This window comes from Microbacterium algihabitans (assembly GCF_032464975.1).
Taxonomy (GTDB): domain Bacteria; phylum Actinomycetota; class Actinomycetes; order Actinomycetales; family Microbacteriaceae; genus Microbacterium; species Microbacterium algihabitans.
On the sequence record NZ_JAWDIU010000001.1, the window covers coordinates 363,134 to 381,741 of the forward strand.

15 protein-coding genes and 2 pseudogenes are annotated in these 18,608 nt (G+C 70.0%); 7 read left to right on the top strand and 10 right to left on the bottom strand.

Features of this window, described 5'->3' with window-relative positions:
• The first annotated feature begins 65 nt into the window (after positions 1-65).
• From RWH43_RS01700 to RWH43_RS17640, 5 genes and pseudogenes are all read left to right on the top strand, one after another.
• Positions 66-1,730: a PTS mannitol transporter subunit IIBC gene (locus RWH43_RS01700; RefSeq protein ID WP_154096054.1), complete on the top strand. Its 1,665-nt coding sequence runs from the start codon at positions 66-68 to the stop codon at positions 1,728-1,730.
• 104 nt (positions 1,731-1,834) lie between these two features.
• Complete coding sequence (locus RWH43_RS01705; protein ID WP_144828987.1) at positions 1,835-2,272, top strand: PTS mannitol transporter subunit IIA; 438 nt, start codon at positions 1,835-1,837, stop codon at positions 2,270-2,272.
• Positions 2,269-3,420, top strand: coding sequence for a mannitol-1-phosphate 5-dehydrogenase (locus RWH43_RS01710; RefSeq protein ID WP_316000497.1), 1,152 nt, complete (start codon positions 2,269-2,271; stop codon positions 3,418-3,420). Before RWH43_RS01705 ends, RWH43_RS01710 begins: the two co-directional genes overlap by 4 nt.
• A 21-nt stretch (positions 3,421-3,441) precedes the next feature.
• Entirely contained in the window at positions 3,442-4,224 is a 783-nt protein-coding gene (locus tag RWH43_RS01715) for an alpha/beta hydrolase (protein WP_316000498.1), read from the top strand.
• A 445-nt stretch (positions 4,225-4,669) separates the two neighbouring features.
• Positions 4,670-4,747: pseudogene (locus RWH43_RS17640) on the top strand (hypothetical protein); the annotation flags it as partial.
• A gap of 78 nt (positions 4,748-4,825) precedes the next feature.
• Here the strand turns inward: RWH43_RS17640 and RWH43_RS01720 are convergent.
• Genes RWH43_RS01720 through RWH43_RS01735 form a run of 4 tightly spaced genes read right to left on the bottom strand, consistent with a single transcriptional unit; the run spans position 4,826 to position 8,899 of the window.
• Positions 4,826-5,611: a hypothetical protein gene (locus RWH43_RS01720; RefSeq protein ID WP_316000499.1), complete on the bottom strand. Its 786-nt coding sequence runs from the start codon at positions 5,609-5,611 to the stop codon at positions 4,826-4,828.
• Positions 5,612-5,660: 49 nt separating this feature from the next.
• Positions 5,661-7,322 (bottom strand): tripartite tricarboxylate transporter permease, encoded by a 1,662-nt coding sequence (locus RWH43_RS01725; RefSeq protein ID WP_144828998.1) that lies wholly within the window; start codon positions 7,320-7,322, stop codon positions 5,661-5,663.
• A gap of 12 nt (positions 7,323-7,334) precedes the next feature.
• Entirely contained in the window at positions 7,335-7,886 is a 552-nt protein-coding gene (locus RWH43_RS01730) for a tripartite tricarboxylate transporter TctB family protein (RefSeq protein ID WP_316000500.1), read from the bottom strand.
• A complete protein-coding gene (locus RWH43_RS01735; RefSeq protein WP_316000501.1) occupies positions 7,883-8,899 on the bottom strand; it encodes a Bug family tripartite tricarboxylate transporter substrate binding protein in 1,017 nt (338 codons plus the stop codon). The genes RWH43_RS01730 and RWH43_RS01735 overlap by 4 nt, the downstream gene beginning before the upstream one ends.
• Positions 8,900-9,068: 169 nt before the next feature.
• Between RWH43_RS01735 and RWH43_RS01740 the strand changes: the two genes are divergently transcribed.
• Together RWH43_RS01740 and RWH43_RS01745 are read left to right on the top strand one after the other, a co-directional pair.
• A complete protein-coding gene (locus RWH43_RS01740; RefSeq protein ID WP_154096059.1) occupies positions 9,069-10,643 on the top strand; it encodes an ATP-binding protein in 1,575 nt (524 codons plus the stop codon).
• Positions 10,643-11,320, top strand: coding sequence for a response regulator (locus tag RWH43_RS01745; protein WP_187358353.1), 678 nt, complete (start codon positions 10,643-10,645; stop codon positions 11,318-11,320). Before RWH43_RS01740 ends, RWH43_RS01745 begins: the two co-directional genes overlap by 1 nt.
• A gap of 152 nt (positions 11,321-11,472) precedes the next feature.
• Here the strand turns inward: RWH43_RS01745 and RWH43_RS01750 are convergent, their stop codons facing one another.
• The 6 genes and pseudogenes from RWH43_RS01750 to RWH43_RS01775 all read right to left on the bottom strand — a co-directional run bounded on the left by RWH43_RS01750 (position 11,473) and on the right by RWH43_RS01775 (position 18,510).
• The gene (locus tag RWH43_RS01750) at positions 11,473-12,579 is read right to left on the bottom strand and encodes an adenosine deaminase (RefSeq protein ID WP_144829013.1); all 1,107 of its coding nucleotides are present in this window, start codon (positions 12,577-12,579) and stop codon (positions 11,473-11,475) included.
• A gap of 23 nt (positions 12,580-12,602) precedes the next feature.
• Positions 12,603-13,892, bottom strand: coding sequence for a thymidine phosphorylase (locus tag RWH43_RS01755; RefSeq protein WP_316000502.1), 1,290 nt, complete (start codon positions 13,890-13,892; stop codon positions 12,603-12,605).
• Positions 13,889-14,302 (bottom strand): annotated as a pseudogene (locus RWH43_RS01760) (cytidine deaminase); the annotation flags it as partial. The pseudogene RWH43_RS01760 and the gene RWH43_RS01755, both read right to left, overlap by 4 nt.
• Positions 14,303-14,336: 34 nt before the next feature.
• Positions 14,337-15,632, bottom strand: coding sequence for an ABC transporter permease (locus RWH43_RS01765; RefSeq protein ID WP_144829018.1), 1,296 nt, complete (start codon positions 15,630-15,632; stop codon positions 14,337-14,339).
• Positions 15,629-16,993: an ABC transporter permease gene (locus RWH43_RS01770; protein ID WP_222846062.1), complete on the bottom strand. Its 1,365-nt coding sequence runs from the start codon at positions 16,991-16,993 to the stop codon at positions 15,629-15,631. Before RWH43_RS01770 ends, RWH43_RS01765 begins: the two co-directional genes overlap by 4 nt.
• Positions 16,990-18,510 (bottom strand): ABC transporter ATP-binding protein, encoded by a 1,521-nt coding sequence (locus RWH43_RS01775; RefSeq protein WP_144829020.1) that lies wholly within the window; start codon positions 18,508-18,510, stop codon positions 16,990-16,992. Before RWH43_RS01775 ends, RWH43_RS01770 begins: the two co-directional genes overlap by 4 nt.
• Positions 18,511-18,608 lie beyond the last annotated feature (98 nt).

Below are 18,608 nucleotides of genomic sequence, written 5' to 3' on the forward strand. Positions count from 1 at the left end.
CACCGCGGCGAAAGCCGTACCCCCCACACGGCCCCGGCCGTACAGCCAGTCAAGGAGACACAGCAATGACGACGACGTCACCCGCCAAGAAGCCGGGAGGGGCACGGATCGCAGTCCAGCGATTCGGTACGTTCCTCTCCGGCATGATCATGCCGAACATCGCGGCGTTCATCGCATGGGGCTTCATCACCATGCTCTTCATCCCCGCCGGATTCTTCGGTGCCGACAGCCCGTTCGGCTGGCACTGGGCCCCGGTCGCCGAGATCCTCGGCGGAGGCGGCAACGCCGCGACCATCAACTGGCCCGGCGCCATGACCGCGCTCACGGCCAACGAAGACGGCAGCACCTACCAGGGCTACGTCGGCCTGGTCAGCGTCATGATCACCTACCTGCTGCCGCTGCTGATCGCCAACACCGGTGGACGCATCGTCTACGGCGCCCGCGGTGGCGTCGTGGCGACCATCGCCGTGATGGGTGTCATCGTCGGTACCAACATCCCGATGTTCCTCGGCGCGATGATCATGGGCCCGCTCGCGGCCTGGGTCACCAAGCAGATGGACAAGCTGTGGGACGGCAAGATCCGCCCCGGCTTCGAGATGCTCGTGAACAACTTCTCCGCCGGCATCCTGGGCATGATCCTCGCGATCATCGGCTTCTTCGCCTTCGGTCCGGTCTTCCTCGGCATCAGCGCGGTCCTCGGCAGCATCGTCGCGTTCCTCGTGCAGTTCAACCTGCTCCCGGTGCTGTCGATCATCGTCGAGCCGGCCAAGGTGCTGTTCCTCAACAACGCCATCAACCACGGTGTGTTCACCCCGCTCGGTATCGAGCAGGCGGCGGAGTCGGGCAAGTCGATCCTGTTCCTCATCGAGGCGAACCCCGGCCCCGGCCTGGGTCTGCTGCTCGCCTTCACCTTCTTCGGTGTCGGTGCGGCCAAGGCGTCGGCTCCCGGCGCGATCATCATCCAGTTCCTCGGCGGCATCCACGAGATCTACTTCCCGTACGCCCTCGCGAAGCCCATGACGATCCTCGCGCTGATCGCCGGTGGCGCCTCGGGTGTCGCGACGAACATGATCTTCCAGGGCGGCCTGGCCTTCCCGGCCGCGCCCGGCAGCATCATCGCCGTCACCGTCGCCGCGATCGGTGCCGGTCCCGCCAACCTCCTGGTGGTCTACCTCTCGGTGGTCGTCGCCGCCGTCGTGACCTTCCTGGTGGCCGGCATCATCCTCCGCGCCTCGCGCAAGCGCGACCAGGAGGCCGAGGGCGACAGCTTCGCCGCCGCCATCGACCAGACCGCCGCGAACAAGGGCAAGGAGTCGTCGGCCCTCGGCGCCCTCCGCACCCGCGCCGCCGGCACCACCGGTTCGGGCACGACCGAGGCGGCCGACCGCGATGTCGACGCCGCCCTCGGCGGCGCCGCCGGAGCCGTGGCGACCAAGCAGCTGAACAACATCGTGTTCGCCTGCGACGCCGGCATGGGCTCCTCGGCTATGGGCGCCAGCGTCCTGCGCAACAAGATCAAGAAGGCCGGCATCGACGGCGTCACGGTCACCAACCAGGCGATCGCGAACCTCGACGGCTCGGCCGACCTGGTCATCACGCAGAACCAGCTCACCGACCGCGCCAAGGCGCAGTCGCCCGACTCGCTCCACGTGTCGGTCGACAACTTCATGAACTCGCCGAAGTACGACGAGGTCGTGGAGATGGTGCGCGCCCAGCACGAGACCAAGTAATCCCCTAGCACGCCAGGGGTCGGTGCGTCAGCCCGACCCCTGGCGTCTTCCCGTCCGGCCCGCGGTTTGCGAGGCTGGACAGCACGACGAGAAAGGCGAGAACCATGTCGAACGTCCTCCGCAGCGAATCCGTCCGCATCCACCCCGGCAGTGCCACCCGCGAGGAGGCGATGAAGGAGGCCGCCGACCTGCTCCAGGCCACCGGCGCCGTCACCGCCGACTACTTCGCCGCCATGCAGCAGCGCGAAGAGACCGTGTCGACGTACATGGGCAACGAGCTCGCGATCCCGCACGGCACCAACGAGACCAAGCAGGCCATCCTCGAGTCGGGCCTCTCCGTCGTGCGCTACGACGGCGGCGTCGACTGGGGCGGGGAGCCCGTCACCTTCGTCATCGGTATCGCCGGCAAGGGCGACGAGCACCTCGAGATCCTGTCGCAGATCGCGATCCTGTTCTCCGAGGAGGACGACGTCGCACGCCTGAAGACCGCCTCCTCCCCCGAGGAGCTCTTCCAGGCCCTCTCGGGCTCCGTCAACGCATGAAGGCCGTCCACTTCGGCGCCGGCAACATCGGCCGGGGATTCGTCGGTCTGCTGCTGCACGAGGGCGGATACGACCTCGTCTTCTCCGACGTCTCGGCGGCCCTCGTCGAGGCGATCAACTCGGCGTCGTCGTACACGGTCCACGAGGTGGGCGACGGAGGCGTCGACAAGCAGGTGACGAACTTCCGCGCGATCGACAGCTCGGTCGACGCGGAGGCCCTCGTCGACGAGATCGCCACCGCCGACGTGGTGACCACCGCCGTCGGCCCGACGATCCTGAAGTTCGTCGCCCCGCACATCGTCGCGGGCCTCGCATTGCGCGACCCCGCGCTCCCGCCGCTGCAGATCATGGCGTGCGAGAACGCGATCGGCGCGACCGATCAGCTGCGCGAGCACGTGGTGGAGCTGGCCGGCGAGTCGTGGGACGCCCTGGCGGCCCGTGCCGTGTTCGCCAACACCGCGGTCGACCGCATCGTTCCGGCGCAGGCCCAGGGCGGCGTCGACGTCACCGTCGAGCCCTTCTACGAGTGGGCGATCGAGGCCGCGCCGTTCGGCGACACCCCGCCGCACATCCCGGGGGCGCACTTCGTCGACGACCTCGAGCCGTACATCGAGCGCAAGCTCTTCACCGTGAACACCGGGCACGCCACCACCGCGTACTTCGGCGCGCAGGCGGGCATCGAGCGCATCTCCGACGCCCTCGCGAACCCCGAGATCGCGGCGAAGGTCGAGGCCGCACTCGAGGAGACCAGCGCGCTGCTGGTCGAAAAGCACGAGCTGGATGCCGGCGTGCAGAGCGAGTACCGCTCGACGATCCTGCGCCGCTTCCGCAACGCCGCCCTCCCCGACACCGTGTGGCGCGTGGGACGTCAGCCGCTGCGCAAGCTCTCGCGTCACGAGCGTTTCGTCGGGCCCGCCGCCGAGGCCGTGGATCGGGGCCTGCCCGTCGACGCCCTCGTCGCCGCCATGGCCGCCGCCCTCGAGTTCTCGGACACCGAGGACACCCAGGCCGTCGACCTGCAGCGCATGCTGCGCGAGCTCGATGCCGAGGCGTTCACCGCCGAGGTCACCGGGCTGGACGCTGCGCACCCGCTGTACGCGCGCATCGTCGAGATCGTCGCGGCCCGCAGGGCGGCGCTGCCCGCCTGAGCCCCGCGTTACCCTCGACAGGTGACCGACACGACCCCGTCCGACGCCGGCGGAGCGCCCCGAGCGCCCCGCCGGCGTCGTCGTCTTCTGCGCTGGATCCTCGGGGGTCTGGCCGCGATCGTCGTCCTGCTGATCGGCGGCATCCTGATCTACACGCAGGTGGGTGTCATGGGTGCCGAAGCCGAGCCTCTCGCGGCCGCCGAGGCGAATCCCGGCCTCACGATCAGCTCCGACGGCACGGGCATCGTGCTCTCCCCCGCCTCGGGCGCAACCGGGCAGGGGCTCGTGTTCATCCCGGGCGCGAAGGTCGAGGCCGAGGGCTATATCGCGACCTTCGTCGACACGGTCGTCGACGACGGCATCACCGTCGTCATCACCCGTCCGTGGCTGAACCTCGCCTTCTTCGACCCGCGGCCGTTGTCGACGTTCACGGAGCTCGCGCCCGGAGTGTCGAGCTGGGCGGTCGGCGGTCACTCCCTCGGCGGCGTCCGGGCCTGCCAGTTGGCATCCGACGCCGATGCCCTGGTGCTGTTCGCCTCGTACTGCGCGAACGACCTCTCGGCATCCGGTCTGCCCGTCCTGAGCCTGTCGGGTTCGGAGGACGGGCTCTCGACTCCCCAGAAGATCGCGGATGCCAAGGGCGAACTCCCCGCGAATGCGACGTTCGTGGAGATCCCCGGTGCCTCGCACGCGTCGTTCGGCGCGTACGGCCCGCAGCCCGGCGACGGCACCCCCACGGCCGATCCGGCCGAGGTCGACCGCGTCATCGCCGACGAGCTGGCGGGGTTTCTGCCGCGGCCGTGAGGGCGAGCGTCGCGAGCGGCTGCGCGCGGTCCTGGGCCGAACTCCGGAGATTCCTCGCGTTTCCGCGGAAATCGCGACCGGATCAGGGTCTTCGAGTCAGGATCTCCGGAGTTGTGCTCGCCCCGCGCACGACCGGCCGATGACGCGGCGCGACGACGAGACGTCGGTGGCGTGAACGGCTGCCGGAGGGCTCCTTCCGTTGCGGCGTAACTCCGGAGATCGAAAGACCCGGGCCACCGGAAACCCGCCTCCCGCGCCGCACGCAGCCGATTCTCCGGAGTTCGGCCCCCTCCACACAGTCCCTCCCCAGGTGCCCGGCGCCGCGTGTTGTTCACAGATCCGGCTTTGACGCAGGTGCAGGGGGCGCTTTGGACCCCACGGTGGAGCGATGACGAACCCTCTCGAGTGGCCGACCGACCTCCCCCGGCTCGTATGGAATTCGTCGATGCTGCGCGACGCGGGGATGTCGCGCCGGGCGATCGATTCCGCGGTACGAAGCGGAGCACTCCAGCGCGTTCGTCGGGGCTCGTACGTGCCCGCCGGCTCCCGGCCGGATCTCGTCGAGTCCGCGAGCCTCGGCGGACGTCTCGACTGCGTCAGCCTATTGGAGGCAGTCGGCGTCTTCGTCCGTCGCCGCTCCGGGCTGCACGTCCAACAGGAGTCGCACGCCAGCCGACGTCCAGCCGCTCCGAAGGGAGTCCGTTATCACTGGCGTCGCTCCACGGCGCCCCGAGAGAGCGCGGTCACCGACCTCGTGGAAGCGCTTGTGCAGGCAGTCCGATGCCAGACGCCACGTGACGCCGTCGCCACGCTCGACAGCGCGTGGCACCTGGGCCATGTCGACGAACGCGACATCGCGGACATCTTCGTGAGGCTTCCTCACCGGTTCAGCGTCCTCCGCGGTCTGCTGGACAGACGCAGCGAGTCCGGCATCGAGTCGCTGGTCCGGCTCGTCTTGCGGAGTATCGGATGCCACGTCGAACTCCAGGTGCGGATCAAGGGCGTCGGCCGCGTGGACTTTCTGGTCGACGGCTGGCTCATCGTCGAGTGCGACAGCCAGCAGTTCCATGGCGACTGGCAGACCGTCAAACGCGACCGACGTCGTGACCTTGCCGCCGTCGAGCGCGGCTTCGTTCCGATCAGACTCCTCGCGGAAGATGTGCTGTTCCATCACGACGAGGTTCGGCACTCGCTCGAGCCCTCGTTCGCCGTGGGCCGTTACTGCCCGGCCTGTGACGCGGTCGGCCCGCGCCGCTCCCTCGGCACCCAACTCCGGAGATATGCGCCGGGACCCGCCCTCACACCGCCCCGAGGGGTCGATCGTCACTCGATCTCCGGAGTTGTGCACATCGCGGTGCTCGAACCCCCCGCCGAACGTCCACGACACGCCGCTCCCCGCGCCCGGTAGCGGCGTGTCGTGGACACTCGACAGGGTGTCACTCCCGCGGAGGCTCGCCCCGCGCAGTCCGCGCCTTCTCGGCCGCGAGCTCGGCGCGGATCGACTCCGTCCGCACGTCGGTCGGGCGCTCGCCCGGCTCCCACAGGTGGTCGACCGCGGCCTGCGGGTGCCCCTCGGTCGCGGCGAGCGAGGCCTCCAGCGCCCGCTCGTACCGGCTCTGCCGACGCTTCAGCCACAGGCCCACCACGAGGAACACGGCCAGCAGCACGTACGCGCTCGCGGCGAACGGGTGCAGCACGAGGTCGGCGACGTTGCCCTGGCTCAGCTGCAGCGCCTTGCGCAGCTGCTGCTCGCCCATGGGCCCGAGGATCAGACCCACGATGAGCGGGGCGATCGGGAAGCCGAAGCGCCTCATGAAGTACCCGAGCGCTCCCACGATGAGCAGGATCACGATGTCGAGCGTCGAGAAGCTCACCGCGTAGGCGCCCAGCACCGCGAAGGTGAGGATGCCCGCGTACAGGTACGGACGCGGGATCTGCAGCACCTTCACCCACAGGCCCGCCAGCGGCAGGTTCAGCACGATCAGTAGCACGTTGCCGATGTACAGGCTCGCGATCAGCGCCCACACGAGGTCGCCCTGGTTCTGGAAGAGCTGGGGTCCGGGCTGGATGCCGTAGGACTGGAACGCCGTGATGATGATGGCCGCGGTCGCCGTCGTCGGAAGACCCAGGGTCAGGAGCGGCACGAGCACGCCCGCCGCGGCGGCGTTGTTGGCCGCCTCGGGACCGGCGACGCCCTCGATTGCGCCGCGACCGAACTGCTCCTTGTTCTTCGACAGCTTCTTCTCGCTCGCGTACGACAGGAAGGTCGCCACGTCGGCCCCGCCGGCGGGGATGGTGCCGATCGGGAAGCCGATGAAGGTGCCGCGCAGCCACGGCTTCCACGAGCGCTTCCAGTCCTCTCGCGTCATCCAGCTGCGCCAGCCGCGCGTGACGGGGATGACCGGGACCGTACCGTGCCGAAGGCGCGCGGCGACGTACAGGGTCTCGCCGACGGCGAAGAGGCCGACGGCCACGAGCACGACGCTCACGCCGTCGGAGAGGGCCAGCACGCCCATCGTGTACCGCGCCTGACCGGTCGTCGCCTCGGTGCCGATCAAGCCCACGAGCAGTCCGATGCCGAGCGAGGCGAGGCCGCGCGCGGGCGAGGAGCCCAGCAGGGCCCCCACGGTGATGAACGCGACCACGATGAGGGCGACGAAGTCGGCCGGGGAGAGGTTGACCGCGAAGCGCGCCAGCAGGGGCGCGAACAGGGTCAGCAACGCCGTGGCGATCGTGCCGGCGATGAATGAGCCGATCGCCGCGGTGGCCAGGGCCGCCGCTCCACGACCGAGCTTGGCCATCTTGTTGCCCTCGATCGCGGTGATGACCGAGGCCGACTCGCCGGGGGTGTTCAGCAGGATGCTGGTGGTCGAGCCTCCGTACATCCCGCCGTAGTAGATCCCGGCGAAGGTGATGATGGCCGCCGTCGGCGACAGCGAGTAGGTCAGCGGCAGCAGCAGCGCCACCGTCATGGCGGGTCCGATGCCCGGGAGCACTCCGACCGCGGTTCCGATGACGACGCCGAGCAGCGCGAACAGCAGGTACTCCGGCTGCAGCGCGGTGGCGAATCCCTCCATGAGGGAGTTGACAGCATCCATGTCGACGGTCTCCTAGCCGAACAGGGGTCCGGGGCCGTACCACCAGTCGAAGGCGGCCCCGCGAGGAAGGAAGAGGCCCAGGCCCTCACCGAAGAGGAGCTGGGTGCCGATGCCGATGACGAGACCGACGAGGAAGGCGACCCAGGGGCGCTTGGCACCGAGGGTCCAGGCGACGCCGCCGAACAGCAGGGCGGCGACCATCCACCAGCCGAGCAGTTCGAGAAGCAGCAGCACGGCGACCATCAGGGCGACGAGCTTGAGGATCGTCCACCAGTCGGTCGTGGCGTCGGGGTCGATGTCCTCGCCCTCTTCGCGCGGGGCGACCCGGCCCCGCAGCGCCGCGACGACGAGCGCCGCACCCGAGCCGAGCAGGATGACCGCGACGGCGAAGGGGAACACCTGGGGGCCGATCGCGGCCCCTGCGGGCACCCGGATGGCGAAGGCCCCGGCGAGGGCGAAGACGCCGAGGCCGAAGACGACGCCCGCGAAGATCGCGTTGCCGATCCGGTCGGCGTCCCACCGGAGGCGGGCGGTCGCCGGCCCCGGTGCGTCGGTCGTCGTCACGACACCAGCCCGATGTTCTTCAGGGTGCCCGACACGTCGACGATGTTCTCGTCGACGAACGTGGTGAACTCCTCGCCCGTGAGGAAGGCGTCGGTCCAGCCGCGCTCCTCGAGCACGCTCTTCCAGGCGTCGGAGGCGTGCATGTCGGTCACGAGCTTGGTCAGGCCCTCGGCATCCGCTTCGCTGATCCCGCCGGGTGCGAGCAGTCCGCGCCAGTTCGTGTAGACGACGTCGAAGCCCTCGCTGGTCATCGTCGGCACGTCGGGCAGCAGCGTCGCGGGCTCTTCGCTCGACACGGCGAGCGCGCGCAGGTCGCCCGAGTCGACGTACTCGGCGAACTCGCCCACGCCCGAGATGCCGGCCGCGGCGTTGTTGCCGAGCAGCAGCGACACGGCCTCGCCGCCACCGGCGTTGGGCACGTAGTTGAGCTTCGTGGTGATGTCGGCGCCTGTGAGCCCGGCCTCTTCGAGCAGGAGGCCCGCGAGGATGTGGTCGGCACCGCCGGCCGAACCGCCGGTGATGGTCACGGCCTGCCCGTCGGCGACGACGGCGTCGACGAGGTCTTTCAGCGTCTTGTACTCGCTCGCCGCGGGCACCACGACCACGAGGGGCTCCTCGGTGAGGCGGGCGATCGGGGTGGTGTCCTCGATGCGGTTCTCGGCCGCGTTGGTCTCGACGGCTCCCACCATCACCAGGCCCGTGACCATGAGCGTGTAGGGGTCGCGCTCGTTGGCGAGCGAGGCCAGGCCGACGGTGCCGCCGGCGCCGCCGACGTTGCTGACGGCCGCGGTGCCGACGAGGTCGCCTGCGGTGAGCACGTCCGAGACGGCGCGACCGGTCTGGTCCCAGCCACCGCCCGGGTCGGCGGGGACGACGATGTTCACGGCGTCGATGGATGCGGCATCCTGCGACGCCGCTGCTCCCCCGGCTCCCGCACCCTGCGGGTTGCACGCGGTGAGGGCCACGACCGACAGCGCGGCCAGCGGGACGAGGGCAAAGGTGGTGCGACGCATGCGCGGTACTCCTCTTCGAGTTCGAGGAGGCTCCGTCGCCTCCCCGCTGATCGCTCACGGTAGGCAGAGCAGGCGGATGCCGTCGCGCTTGCGCAACTAAGACCGAGTTCGGCAACTATTGGTCGCGCTCGACCGTCGGCCGGGTGCGGGTGACGAGAGAGAATGAACCGTGGTCCGAGCACTGTCGCTGAGACTGCAGCTGTTGCTGCTGCAGGCGTTGATCGTGTGCGTCGTGACCCTTGGAGCCGGCGTCGTCACCGTGTGGATCCAGGAGAGCGCGATCCGCGACTCCTACCGCGAGCGCATGGTGGGCGTCGCCCTGTCGATCGCGCGCCTGCCCGTCATCGTCGAGGCGTTCGACGACCCCGACCCCTCCGTCGCGATCCAGCCCGTCGCCGAGGTGATCCGCGAGGCGTCGTCGCTGACCTATGTCGTGGTGACCGACCCCTCCGGCATCCGCTTCTCGCACCCGAATCCCGACCGCATCGGCGAGAGCGTGTCGACCGATCCGTCGATCCCCCTGTCGGGGCAGGTCTGGTCGGGCACCGAGACCGGCACGCTCGGCGAGTCGTATCGCGTGAAGGTGCCGGTCTTCGCCGACGGCGACGAGGAGGGCGCGCAGGTCATCGGCTCGGTCTCGGTCGGGGTGCTGGAGTCCGAGCTGGCCGCCGACCTGCAATCGCGCCTGCCGGGCCTGCTGCTGGCCTTCGGCGGCGCGGCGGTGGCGGGGGTGTTCGGCGCCGCCTGGGTCGCGGCGCTCATCAGACGGCGGATCTTCGGTCTGGAGCCCGACGAGATCGCCGAGATGGTCGGTGAGCGCGAGACGATGCTGCACCGCCTCAGCGAGGGCGTGGTGCGCGTGGACCACCGCGGGATCGTCACGAGCGCCAACGACGCCGCCGAGAGGCTCATCGGCCGCGGTCCGCTCGTGGGTCGGCGCGCGGACGAGACGCTCGACGGCCCGCTGCTGCAGGTGATGGAAGACGGTGAGCCCGAGGGGCGACTGGTCTTGGCCGGAGAACGCCCCGTCATCGCCCGCTCGACCGGCCTGCGCGACGACCGCGGTCGCTCGGTGGGGGCGACCCTGCTGCTGCGTGATCACAGCGAACTCCACGAGGCGCTGCGCCAGATGGACGGCCAGCAATCGCTGACCGAGGGACTGCGGGCGCAGGCGCACGAGTTCGCCAACTCGCTGCACGTGGTCTCGGGCCTGCTGGAACTCGGCGCCTACGACGACGCCCGCGACTTCATCGCGCGGGTGCGGCCCGGCGGTCCCCTCGATCCTGGTCCGGATGCCGCGGCCCTGGGCAGCGAGTTGACGGCGCTGCTGTCAGTCAAGCTCGCCCGCTCGCGCGAGCTCGACGTCGCCCTCGAGGTCGCGGCCCTCGGCACCCCGGCTCCCGAGGTGGTCGGCGACCTCGTCACGGTCGTCGGCAACCTGGTCGACAACGCGCTGGAGGCCTGTCGCCCCGGCGATCGTCTGCGGGTCGAGGTCGATGCCACCGGGCCCGGGGTGCACGTGCGGGTCGACGACAGCGGAGCGGGGGTGCCGGCCGCTCTGCGCGAGCACGTCTTCGACGAGGGCGTGAGCACCAAGGACACCCGCGACCGTGCCCGCGGCATCGGGCTCGCCCTCGTGCGCCGTGTGGCGCGGCGGCGCGGCGGCGACGCCCGCGTCGTGCCGTCCCCGCTGGGCGGCGCCCGGTTCGAGGTGTCGCTGCCCGTGGCGGAGAGGGTCTCATGATGCTGCGGGTGCTGGTGGTCGACGACATCCCCGCGGTGGCGTCTCTGCATGGCCGGTTCGTCTCGGCGCATCCGGCGTGCGAGCTGGTCGGGACGGCAGGAAGCGGTCCGGATGCCGTGACGGCGATCGACCGTCTCCGCCCCGACCTCGTGTTGCTCGACGTTCACCTCCCCGGCTTCTCGGGGCTCGATGCGCTCCGCGCCGTACGCGCCGACGCGGGCCTGCCCCAGCCCGAGGTGATCGCCGTCACCGCCGCTCGTGACGTCGACACCGTGCGCACCGCCCGACTCATGGGCGTGCAGCACTACCTGGTGAAGCCCTTCACCGCGGGAGAGCTGCACGCGCGCATCGACGACGTGCTCGCCGAACGTCGATCGTCGGCCGCGGTCGCGGGCTCCCTCGACCAGCAGGGCGTCGATGCCGTGCTCCGACCGATCACCCGCCGCCCGCTGCCGAAGGGCCTGTCGCGGCCCACCCTGGATCTGGTGCGCTCGGCGCTGGTCGAGCTCGGGTCCGCGAGCGCCTCGGAGGTCGCCGATCGCCTCGGGCTCTCGCGGGTCAGCTGCCGCCGCTACCTCGAGCACATCGCCGAGGACGGCGAGTGCACCCGCAGCCTCGACTACTCGACGGCCGGTCGGCCGAGCACGCGCTACACGGTGGTCGGTGCCGCGCCCTGAGCGTCCCGCTCACTCGGCGCCCCGTCCACACCCCCGTTGAGTGTCCACACACACCGCGCGCCGGACGTGGCAGCGGCGTTTCCTGGAGACTCAACCAAGGGAATGCGCGAAGGGGCGCGCACCCGCAGGTGCGCGCCCCCCAACAGCCCGGCTCAGCGCTGGAAGCCCTCGCTGATGATCTCGATGAGCTCCTCGCGCTCCTCCACCGGCAGGAAGGCCCCGGCGGCGGCGTTGAGCTGGAACGCCTCGAGGTCGTCGAGGTCGTACTCGAAAGCCTGAGCGAGCAGACCGAGCTCGCGCGTGAGCGTGGTCGCGCTCATCAGGCGGTTGTCGACGTTCACGGTCACCGAGAAGTCGAGCTGGTACAGCAGGTCGAACGGGTGGGCGTCCATCGTGTCGCCCCAGGCCGTGACGGCACCCGACTGCAGGTTCGACGTCGGCGACAGCTCGAGCGTGATCTCGCGGTCGCGCACCCACCGCGCCAGGTCGCCGAAAGTGACCTGCACCTCTTCGCCCTCACGCGAGACGACGTCGAGGTCGTTGGCGATGCGCACGCCGTGGCCGAGGCGCAGGGCGCGACCGTCGATCAGGGCGGAGCGGATGGATGCCAGTCCCGCCCCCTCGCCCGCGTGCACGGTCGTGGGGAAGAACTCCTGCGCGAGGTAGTCGAACGCCTCGCGGTGGCGCGACGGCAGGAACCCGTCCTCGGGGCCGGCGAGGTCGAAGCCGACGACACCGCGACCGCGCCACGAGACGGCGAGCTCGGCGATGTCGCGCGCGTTGTCGTTGTGGCGCAGGGCGGTCAGCAGCTGACCGACGCGGATGTCGTGTCCGCGTGCGTCGGCGGCGTCCTCACCCTCTTCGATGCCCTCCTGCACGGCATCCACCACATCGTCGAGACTCAGTCCGCGGGTGAGGTGCTGCTCGGGAGCCCACCGCACCTCGCCGTACACGACGCCGTCGGCGGCGAGGTCTTCGACGAACTCCTTCGCCACGCGCACGAGACCCTCGCGGGTCTGCATCACACCGACGGTCGCGTCGAACTTCTCGAGGTAGTCCTCGAGGGAGCCTCCGTCGAGGTGGTCGCTGAACCAGGCGGTGAGGCCCTTCGCATCGTCGGCGGGCAGGTCGAGACCCACCTCGTCGGCGAGTTCGAGCACCGTCTCGGGGCGGAGGCCGCCGTCGAGGTGATCGTGCAGCGAGACCTTCGGCAGCTCGCTGATCTTCCGGCCGCCGATGCGGACGTCTTCGGTGGCCATGGTGCTCCTCTTTCCGGATGCCATCACGCGGTGATGCGTTCGCGCACGAGCGACCGCCCGGAGGGAGCGGTGTCGCCGATCTCCCACGCTCCCTCGACCGCGTCGAGCGCGCGCGAGAAGCGCGTCTCATCATCGGCCGAGAGGGTGAACAGCGGCTGACCGGCGCTGATGGACTGACCGACCGTCACGTGCAGGTCGATGCCTGCGGCGTGCACCACGGCGTCCTCGGCGCGGGCGCGGCCGGCGCCCAGGCGCCACGCACCGATGCCGAAGGGCAGGGCGTCGACGCGCGTGACGACACCGGAGCGGTCGGCGACCACCGTGTGCGTCTCGCGGGGCGTGGGCAGAGCGGCATCCGGATCGCCGTCCTGCGCGCGGATCATGCGCTTCCACACGTCCATCGCGCGGCCGTCCGACAGGGCCGCTTCGACGTCGGCGTCGGGCTTGTCGGCGAGGGTCAGCATCTCACGCGCGAGGGCGACGGTCAGCTCGACCACGTCGGCGGGTCCGCCGCCGGCGAGCACCTCGACCGATTCGCGCACCTCGTTGGCGTTGCCGATCGCAAGCCCCAGCGGCACGTTCATGTCGGTGAGCAGCGCCGTCGTGTTCACGCCCGAGTCGGTGCCGAGGGCGACCATGGTCTCGGCGAGCTCACGCGCGCGGTCGATGTCCTGCATGAAGGCGCCCGAGCCGAACTTCACGTCGAGCACGAGCGAGTCGGTGCCCTCTGCGATCTTCTTCGACATGATGCTCGAGGCGATCAGCGGGATCGCCTCGACGGTTCCGGTGACGTCGCGCAGGGCGTACAGCTTCTTGTCGGCGGGGGCGAGACCGGCGCCGGCGGCGCAGATGACAGCGCCCACGTCGCGCAGCTGCGCCATGATCTCGTCATTCGACAGCGCCGCGCGCCAGCCGGGGATCGACTCGAGCTTGTCGAGCGTGCCCCCGGTGTGGCCGAGGCCGCGACCCGAGAGCTGCGGCACGGCGACACCGAACGCGGCGACCAGCGGAGCCAACGGCAGCGTGATCTTGTCGCCCACGCCTCCGGTGGAGTGCTTGTCGACCGTGGTCTTGCCGAGCGACGAGAAGTCCATGCGCTCGCCCGAGGCGATCATCGCGTCGGTCAGCACGCGGATCTGTTCGCGGCCGAGACCGTTCAGCAGGACCGCCATCGTGAATGCCGCCATCTGCGCGTCCATGACGTAGCCGCGCGTGTACGCGTCGACGAGCCAACGGATCTCGCCCTCGGAGATCGCCTTGCCGTCGCGCTGCGCACGGATGATGTCGACCGCGTCGAACTGCTCGGCGGTCATCGGGCCGCCTCCTCGAGGTCGCGCGGGCCGAAGGCGTCGGGCAGCACCTCGTCGATGGTCCGGATGCCGCTGACGGTCTCGAGCAGCATGCCCGGGATCGCGTGCTCGAACAGCAGCTGGCGGCAGCGGCCGCACGGCATGAGCGTGCGACCCTCACCGTCGACGCACACGAAGGCGACCAGCTGGCCGCCCCCGCTCATGTGCAGGTCGGACACGAGTCCGCATTCGGCGCACAACGTCACGCCGTACGAGGCGTTCTCGACGTTGCATCCGGAGACGATCCGGCCGTCGGCCACGAGCGCCGCGGCGCCCACCTTGAAGCGGGAATAGGGCGCGTACGCGCGGTGCATGGCATCCGTGGCGGCGGAACGGAGTTCGTTCCAGTCGATGTCGGTCATCGTGGAGTGGTGGGTCCTCTCGTGAAGGGAAGGGTGGTCGGGCCGGTCAGCCCTTGACGTACGGTTTGCCGGCGGCCGCGGGGCCGCGGACCTTTCCGACCAGACCGGCGACGGCGAAGATCGTCACCACGTACGGCAGCATGAGCATGAACTCGCTCGGCACCGGCGAACCGATGACGCCGAGGGTGTTCTGCAGGTTCGAGGCGAAACCGAACAGCAGGGCCGCCAGCGTCGCGCGGATCGGGTCCCACTGGCCGAAGATGACCGCCGCGAGGGCGATGTAACCGGCGCCGGCCGTCATCTCCTTGTTGAAGGCGCCGACGGAGCCGAGCGTGAAGAACGCTCCACCCAGGCCGGCGATGGCGCCACCGAGGGCGACGTTCCAGAAGCGGGTCTTGGCGATGTTGATGCCGACCGTGTCAGCGGCCTGCGGGTGCTCGCCGACCGCGCGGAGGCGCAGGCCCCAGCGGGTGTGGAACAGACCGACGTAGACCAGGGCGACCGTGACGTACATCAGGTAGACGATGATCGTCTGGTTGAACAGCATCGGCCCGAGGATCGGGATGTCGGCCAGCAGCGGGATCGGCAGACGCGGGAAGCGCGGGGGCGAGTTCAGCGTCTCGGCGTTGGGGGCGAGCACCTGCGAGAACAGGAAGCTCGTCAGTCCGACCACGAGCACGTTGAGCACGACACCGACGATCACCTGGTCGACGAAGTACTTGATGGCGAAGGCCGCCAGCACGAACGACACCAGCACGCCCGAGACGCCCGCGGCCAGCAGACCGATAAAGGGGTTGCCCGTCGCCGTGGCGACGACCGCCGACGTGAAGGCGCCGGCGAGCAGCTGACCCTCGATCGCGATGTTGACCACGCCGACCCGCTCGCTGAGCACACCGGCCATGGCGCCGAAGATCAGCGGGACCGAGAGGCTCAGGCCACCGGCGAGCAGACCCGTCAGAGGGATGACCGAGGTGGTGGCGCCTGCGGCGGCCCAGGTGAGGAAGCCGGTCATGAACACCAGCGCGAAGATGACGGCGAGCCAGATCGGCGGGCGCCGGTGGGCGCGCACCATGAGCACGCTCACCACGGTGACGGCCGCGAGCAGGATCGTGCACACGATGCCGGTGACGACACCGCCGAGCACGACCTCGGGCAGCTGCAGGAACTCGCCGGGGCTCGAGATGCGGAACACCGCGTCGCCGTCCTGACGGGCGATGACGAAGAGCACGAGCGCCAGCAGCGTGATCACGCCGTAGACGATGGGGGCCTTCCAGCCGACGACGACGGCGGTGTCGAGTGCGTCGGGCGTGGCGGCCTCGGGCTGTGCGGCGGTGGTGCTCACCGGGCCGCCTCCTTCTTCTTGGCGGCGCGTGCCTTCGACGGGCGCGCTCCGGGGGCCGGCAGACGGAAGATCGCGCGCACCAGCGGCGGGGCCGCGATGAAGAGCACGATGAGCGACTGCACGACGAGGACGATGTCGACCGGAACGCCGTTGGCGGCCTGCATGGCGAACCCGCCGGCCTTGAACGCACCGAACAGGATGCCGGCGACGAGCACGCCGACCGGGGTGGAGCGACCGAGCAGGGCCACCGTGATGGCGTCGAAGCCGATGCCCGCGTCGATGCCGCTGGAGAAGCCGGTGGTGACGGTGCCGAGCACCTGGTCGACGCCGGCGAGGCCCACGAGAGCGCCCGAGATGAGCATCGCGTAGACGTACATCGACTTGACGTTGATGCCGGCCACCCGCGCGGCGTTGGGGTTCAGACCCACCGCGCGGAAGCGGAAGCCGAGCGAGGAGCGCTCGAGGATCCACCACACGACGGCGACGGCCACGAGCGACAGGATGAAGCCGAAGTGCAGGTTGTAGCCCGAGCCGAGCAAGTCGGGGAAGACCGCCGTGTCCTTCATCGCCGGGGTGGTGGGGTTGTTCGACCCCGGAGCCTGCAGGAGCCCGGGCGTGCGCAGCAGGTAGTACACGATGTAGAACGCGACGTAGTTGAGCATGATCGTGACGATCACCTCGTGCGCACCGGTGCGGGCCTTGAGCACACCCGCGATCCCCGACCAGATGGCACCGGCCGCGACGCCGACCACGAGGGCGACGAGCATGTGGATGCCCCACGGCAGGTCGAACGCGAAGGCGACCCAGCCGCCGGCGGCTGCCGCCACGAGCATCTGGCCACGGCCACCGATGTTGAACATGCCGACGCGGAACGCGAGGGCGACACCGAGGCCGGCCGCGATCAGCGGGGTGGCGAAGGTGAGGGTCTCGGTCAGCGGACGGATGCCGGTGGCGAACTCGGGGCGACGGAAGTTGTAGATCGCGCCCTGGAAGAACGACGAGTACGCGCCCGACACCGACGTCCAGATCGCCGAGAGCATGTCGCCGGGACGAGCGAAGAAGTAGGCCGACGTCGCCTGCACGTTCTCGTCGGTGGCGGCGATCATGATCGCGCCGACGATCAGCGCGAGGATCACGGCCAGCACCGAGATGATGGCGTTGCCGGTGGCGATCTCGCGGAAGGCCCGACGCCAGCGGTTCTCGTCGGTGGCGGGTTCGGGGGCGACCTTGCGGGCGCCCGCTGCGGGATCCACGGCCGTCGAGCCTTCGAGGGCGACGTCGGCCTGGGCGGCCTGGGCGACCTCGGCCGCGCGATCGGCCCGCGAGGCGGTCGGATCGTGCGGGCTGTACGAATCGCTCACGCGGCGACTCCTTCGTTCTGGGGCGCTTCGCCGGCCATCATGAGGCCGAGCACGTCGCGCGAGGTGTCGCCGGGGACGATGCCCACGACGCGACCGCGGTACATGACCATGATGCGGTCGGCGAGGGCGGTGACCTCGTCGAGTTCGGTGGAAACGACGATGACGGGAACACCGGCGTCGCGCGTCTCGATGACGCGCTTGTGGATGAATTCGATCGATCCGACGTCGACGCCGCGCGTGGGCTGCGCGGCCACGAACAACCGCAGTTCGCGGCTGAGCTCGCGCGCCAGCACGACCTTCTGCTGGTTGCCGCCCGACAGACGCCCGACCGGGGTCTCGATCGAGGGGGTGCGCACGTCGAACTCCGAAACCTTCTCGCGGGCGAAGTCGGCGAGGTTCGACCGCTGGATCGCGCCGCCCTTGACGAACGGCGCCCCGTCGGCGCGGTCGAGCATGAGGTTCTCGGCGATCGAGAACTCCCCCACCAGGCCGTCTTCCTTGCGGTCCTCGGGGACGAACCCGACGCCGGCCTCGAGCACGGCGCGCACGCTGCGCCCGTTCAACTCGGCACCGTCGAGCACGATCGAACCCTCGACGCGCTCCTGGAGTCCCAGCAGCGCCTCGGTGAGCTCGGTCTGGCCGTTGCCCTGGACACCCGCGATCGCGAGCACCTCGCCGCGGCGCACCTCGAAGCTGACGTCGTTGACGACGAGCTGGCCGATCGGGTCGACCACGGTGAGGTTCGACACCTGCAGGGCGACGTCGCCGAGGGTCGGCGCCTCTTTCTGCACGGTGAGCTCCACGGCACGACCGACCATGAGCGAGGCCAGCTCGGCGTTCGACGCCGTGGGCTCGGCCTCGCCGACGACCTTGCCGAGACGGATGACCGTGATGCGGTCGGCGACCTCGCGCACCTCGCGCAGCTTGTGGGTGATGAAGACGATCGAGGTGCCCGATTCCTTGAGCTGACGCATGATCGCCATCAACTCGTCGGTCTCCTGGGGCGTGAGCACGGCGGTGGGCTCGTCGAAGACGAGCACCTTCGCGTCGCGCGAGAGCGCCTTGATGATCTCGACGCGCTGCTGCACCCCGACGGGCAGGTCGTCGACGAGGGCGTCGGGGTCGACGGCGAACCCGAACCGGTCGGAGATCTCCTTGACCTTCGCCCGCGCGGCTGCGAGGTCGAGACGCCCACCGACCTTGGTGGGCTCGTGACCGAGCATCACGTTCTCGGCGACGGTGAAGACGGGGATGAGCATGAAGTGCTGGTGCACCATGCCGATGCCCGAGCGCATCGCATCGCCGGGGCCGGAGAAGTGCTGGACGGCGTCGTCGAGCAGGATCTCTCCCCCGTCGGCCTGGTAGAGGCCGTACAGGACGTTCATGAGGGTGGATTTGCCGGCACCGTTCTCGCCGAGCAGGCAGTGGATCTCTCCGGCCTCGACGGTGAGGTCGATGTGATCATTCGCCACCAGGGACCCGAAGGTTTTCGTGATCCCGCGGAGTTCGAGCTTCATGTTCCCGATCCTAAGTTCTGTGGCGCCGGACGCGGGAAGCGTCCGGCGGCCGGGACCCGCCTCGTGAGCGGTCCCGATCCGGGCGTGAGGCGGAGAAA

Bases quoted from the DNA above. Each gene is read 5' to 3' on its own strand.
- RWH43_RS01700 (WP_154096054.1), top strand. From the start codon at position 66: ATGACGACGACGTCACCCGCCAAGAAGCCGGGAGGGGCACGGATCGCA.
- RWH43_RS01705 (WP_144828987.1), top strand. From the start codon at position 1,835: ATGTCGAACGTCCTCCGCAGCGAATCCGTCCGCATCCACCCCGGCAGT.
- RWH43_RS01710 (WP_316000497.1), top strand. From the start codon at position 2,269: ATGAAGGCCGTCCACTTCGGCGCCGGCAACATCGGCCGGGGATTCGTC.
- RWH43_RS01725 (WP_144828998.1), bottom strand. From the start codon at position 7,322: ATGGATGCTGTCAACTCCCTCATGGAGGGATTCGCCACCGCGCTGCAG.
- RWH43_RS01735 (WP_316000501.1), bottom strand. From the start codon at position 8,899: ATGCGTCGCACCACCTTTGCCCTCGTCCCGCTGGCCGCGCTGTCGGTC.
- RWH43_RS01745 (WP_187358353.1), top strand. From the start codon at position 10,643: ATGCTGCGGGTGCTGGTGGTCGACGACATCCCCGCGGTGGCGTCTCTG.
- RWH43_RS01750 (WP_144829013.1), bottom strand. From the start codon at position 12,579: ATGGCCACCGAAGACGTCCGCATCGGCGGCCGGAAGATCAGCGAGCTG.
- RWH43_RS01755 (WP_316000502.1), bottom strand. From the start codon at position 13,892: ATGACCGCCGAGCAGTTCGACGCGGTCGACATCATCCGTGCGCAGCGC.
- RWH43_RS01775 (WP_144829020.1), bottom strand. From the start codon at position 18,510: ATGAAGCTCGAACTCCGCGGGATCACGAAAACCTTCGGGTCCCTGGTG.